This window comes from Rhodococcus sp. (in: high G+C Gram-positive bacteria), assembly GCF_049591685.1.
Taxonomy (GTDB): domain Bacteria; phylum Actinomycetota; class Actinomycetes; order Mycobacteriales; family Mycobacteriaceae; genus Rhodococcoides.
In genome coordinates this window covers 1-3,562 of the sequence record NZ_JBAWFH010000482.1, presented here as the reverse complement: position 1 = coordinate 3,562, position 3,562 = coordinate 1, and the positions used below count along the sequence as shown (strand labels likewise).

The window sequence follows — 3,562 nt, the reverse complement described above, 5'->3', positions numbered from 1 at the left end:
GACCTTCGCGATCGGTGCCACGGCATCTTCGAGATCGAGGAAAACAGCGTCGGCGGGCAGACCCTTGGCCTTCTCGATCATCTTGGCCGAACTGCCGGGAACTGCCAGCACGGAACGACGGGGACGGCCATGCTGCGGCGAGCTCACTGTGGTCTTTCGCTCCTGTCTGATTCTTCTGTTCTTCCTGCGACGCTCTAACCTTGCCATCATGGCAGCTCTGAGCAAGGTATTCGCGGCCAGGCTCGCAGGTCTGGTCGTCCTCGGACCCGACGGTGAATCCATCGGGCGTGTGCGTGATCTCGTGATCACGATGCGCGTCGGCCGCGCTCAACCCCGTGTCCTCGGCATCGTGGTCGAACTGGCTACGCGCCGAAGAATTTTCGTGCCGATGCTGCGCGTCACCAGCATCGAGCCCAACTCGGTCCAGCTCACCACCGGCAACGTCAGTCTCCGGCGCTTCTCACAGCGCGCCAACGAGATCCTGGTGTTCGCCCAGATTCTCGACTCGAAGGTGCGCGTCGACGATCCCGAACTCGAGGAACTACACGACGCCGACGCGCTCGTGGTCGACCTCGGCATGGAGTTGACCCGAACCCGCGACTGGCTCGTGGCCCGGGTCGCGGTGCGCCGTCAGCGAGGCCGACTTGCCCGGCGCGGCGCCGTCCACGTCGTCGATTGGCAGCATGTGCAGGGGCTGACCCAGAACGAACTGTCGATGCCGGGCCAGGGTGTCGCCCAGCTGCTCATGCAGTTCGAAGATCTGCGCGCGGCCGACGTCGCCAACGCGATGCGCGAATTACCGGTCAAGCGACGCATGGAAGTGGCACTCGCACTCGACGACGAGCGGCTCGCCGACGTCGTTCAGGAGCTCCCCGACGACGACCAGGTCGAGATGATGCACTACCTCGGCGTCGATCGCGGTGCCGACGTGCTCGAGGCGATGGATCCCGACGACGCTGCCGACCTGCTGGGCGAGCTGCCCGAAACCGAAGCGGAATCGCTCCTGCGGTTGATGGACCCAGAGGACTCGGCGCCCGTGCGGAGATTGCTCGAGCACTCCCCCGACACCGCGGGCGGACTCATGACGACGGAGCCGGTGGTGCTCAGCGCCTCCACCACCGTCGCCGAGGCCCTGGCGCGCGTCCGCAACCCGGATCTGACGCCTGCCTTGTCGTCCCTGGTGTTCGTAGTTCGGCCGCCGACCGCGACGCCGACCGGGGCGTACCTCGGGTGCGTCCACCTGCAGCAACTTCTCCGTGAACCCCCAGCGAGCCTGGTCGGCGGCATCATCGACAAAGCTCTGTCTCGGCTCGGTCCCGACGACAGCCTCACCGCGGTGACCCGATACTTCGCGACGTACAACCTCGTGTGCGGGCCGGTCGTCGACGACGAGGATCATCTTGTGGGCGCCGTCACGGTCGACGACGTTCTCGACCATCTTCTCCCCGAGGACTGGCGCGATCAGGAGGTGGCAGGACAGTGAAAGAGTCGGCACGTGCACGTATGGACACCCCACGGGGGTCGCGACTGTTCAACTTCCGCCTCGACGTGGACCTCGGCAGGTCCGGCGAACGCGCCGCGCGTTTCCTCGGCACTGGGCGCTATTTGGCCATCCAGACGCTCATCGTCATCATCTGGATCTTCCTCAACGTCGTCGCCGTCAACCTTCAGTGGGACCCGTACCCGTTCATCCTGCTCAACCTCGCGTTCTCGACGCAGGCCGCCTACGCCGCACCGCTGATCCTGCTGGCGCAGAACCGTCAGGACGACCGAGACCGCGTCTCGCTCGAGGAAGACCGGTCGCGCGCGCAACAGACCAAGGCCGACACCGAGTTCCTGGCGCGCGAACTGGCATCGTTGCGCATCGCCGTCGGTGAGGTCGCCACCCGCGACTATCTCCGGCGTGAGCTCGACGAGATCCGCGAGATGCTCGAACACCTCGGCGGCGAGTCCAGCACCTCGCAAAAGAAGACAAGGAAGAAGTCCAGCGTTCGGAAAAGGGACGAGGACGTTCCGCTGCAGTAGGTCACGCTGTAACGCGACACACGGTGGCTGGGTGGAAGGGTCCGACGGCGACGAGTGTTGAACACAGGTAATGACCGAGACACTCGTTGCCCCCACCCGCATCTGGACACCGAAGCGCGTGCTGATCACCAAGTCCGCCGCGGACATGCCACACACCGCCGAGATCGTGCGCCGGTGCGAGGCAGCAGGAGTGTCCGACATCGACGTGTCGACCGCCGACCGGTTGACCGGCCTACGCGGCGAGTCCGAGCGTGAGACGTACGCCCGAGCCAAGTCGACGCTCGCCGTCGTGGTTGCGCCTCCCAGCGTGCTGAAGCCTCAGCCCATTCCGCCGAGCGCCGATTGGCGTATCGACCTTGCGAAGGGCTGCCCGGCACACTGCCAGTACTGCTACCTCGCCGGTTCGTTGTCCGGCCCTCCGGTGACGCGGGTGTTCGCCAATCTCGACGACGTCCTGGCACCCATCGCGACGCACGCGGGCCGCGGCACCATCACCTCCGGTACAGTCGAGCGCGGGCACGAGGGCACCACGTTCGAAATGTCCTGTTACACAGACCCTCTCGGCATCGAACATGTGACGGGTTCGCTGGCGGCAGCAATCTCGCGGGTGGGATCGGGCCAGTACGGCGACAACGTGTCGGTGCGGTTCACCACCAAGTTCGACGATGTATCGGAACTGGTGACGCTCGATCACGGCGGCCGGACTCGGGTACGCCTGTCGGTCAACGCCGCCGACATCGGCAACCGTTTCGAGGGCGGCACGGCTCGTATGCCCGCCCGAATCGCGGCTTTGCGCGCGCTCGCTCTCGCCGGGTATCGCGTCGGACTGACCATCGCGCCGATCATGCCGATCCCTGGCTGGCGGGAGCAGTACGGCACCTTGCTCGCCGACGTCGCCGCCGCGCTCGCGGACATTCCCGATGTGGATCTGACGGCCGAGATCATCACCCACCGCTTCACCCCGTCGAGCAAGGAAGTACTGCTCTCCTGGTACCCGGCTACCAAGCTGGAGATGGACGAGGGTTCCCGCAGCGCGAAGCGTTCGAAATTCGGCGGCGTCAAATACGTCTACCCGCGCGAGACGATGGCGGAGATGCGGTCGTGGTTCACCGAGGAGTTGGACCACGTCCTGCCGCAGGCCCAGTTGCTCTACTGGACGTGACCCTCACCATCTCGTGACAGAACACTCGCAACAGATAACAGCAATGTAACGGAAGCGTCTCGAATCAGGTAGTCTCGACTGCGGTTCAATCACGGATGCTCCGAACCCGGGGCAAGCAGGAGGTAGTACGGCGTGGGACGTCACAGAAAAGCATCGAACTCCACACTTCGACGGAATTCGTTGATCGCTCTGACCGGCCTCGTCCCAGCAGGACTCATCACCGCGGCCACCAGCGCCGGCGCCACCGAGTACATCCCGTTCATGACGGCGACTGCGAACACCACACAGGTGGATCCAGTCGTCGAAACGCCCGAGCCCATCGCCGAAGAGGCCGCCGCACAGCCTGTCGCCGAGGCCGAAGCCCCGGTACCGCAG

At 65.2% G+C, this 3,562-nt stretch carries 4 protein-coding genes and 1 pseudogene; 4 read left to right on the top strand and 1 reads right to left on the bottom strand.

The features are described from left to right. A partial coding sequence (locus WBQ44_RS19925; protein WP_495568397.1) for an aldolase/citrate lyase family protein occupies nucleotides 1-147 on the bottom strand: 147 nt, incomplete at its 3' end. A gap of 61 nt (nucleotides 148-208) precedes the next feature. On the opposite strand from WBQ44_RS19925, the gene WBQ44_RS19920 reads away from it, so the two are divergent. The 4 genes and pseudogenes from WBQ44_RS19920 to WBQ44_RS19905 all read left to right on the top strand — a co-directional run. Beyond that, nucleotides 209-1,483 (top strand): magnesium transporter MgtE N-terminal domain-containing protein, encoded by a 1,275-nt coding sequence (locus tag WBQ44_RS19920; protein WP_495568395.1) that lies wholly within the window; start codon nucleotides 209-211, stop codon nucleotides 1,481-1,483. 20 nt (nucleotides 1,484-1,503) lie between these two features. Continuing rightward, nucleotides 1,504-2,025 carry a DUF1003 domain-containing protein gene (locus tag WBQ44_RS19915; RefSeq protein ID WP_495568396.1) on the top strand — a complete coding sequence of 174 codons (522 nt, stop codon included), beginning with the start codon at nucleotides 1,504-1,506 and terminating at the stop codon, nucleotides 2,023-2,025. Between the two features lie 70 nt (nucleotides 2,026-2,095). Continuing rightward, nucleotides 2,096-3,187, top strand: coding sequence for a spore photoproduct lyase family protein (locus tag WBQ44_RS19910; RefSeq protein ID WP_495568394.1), 1,092 nt, complete (start codon nucleotides 2,096-2,098; stop codon nucleotides 3,185-3,187). Between the two features lie 132 nt (nucleotides 3,188-3,319). Next, a pseudogene (locus WBQ44_RS19905) lies at nucleotides 3,320-3,562 on the top strand (lytic transglycosylase domain-containing protein); the annotation flags it as partial.

Coding starts and splice junctions, on each gene's coding strand:
- WBQ44_RS19920 (WP_495568395.1), top strand. CDS start 209: ATGGCAGCTCTGAGCAAGGTATTCGCGGCCAGGCTCGCAGGTCTGGTC.
- WBQ44_RS19915 (WP_495568396.1), top strand. CDS start 1,504: ATGGACACCCCACGGGGGTCGCGACTGTTCAACTTCCGCCTCGACGTG.
- WBQ44_RS19910 (WP_495568394.1), top strand. CDS start 2,096: ATGACCGAGACACTCGTTGCCCCCACCCGCATCTGGACACCGAAGCGC.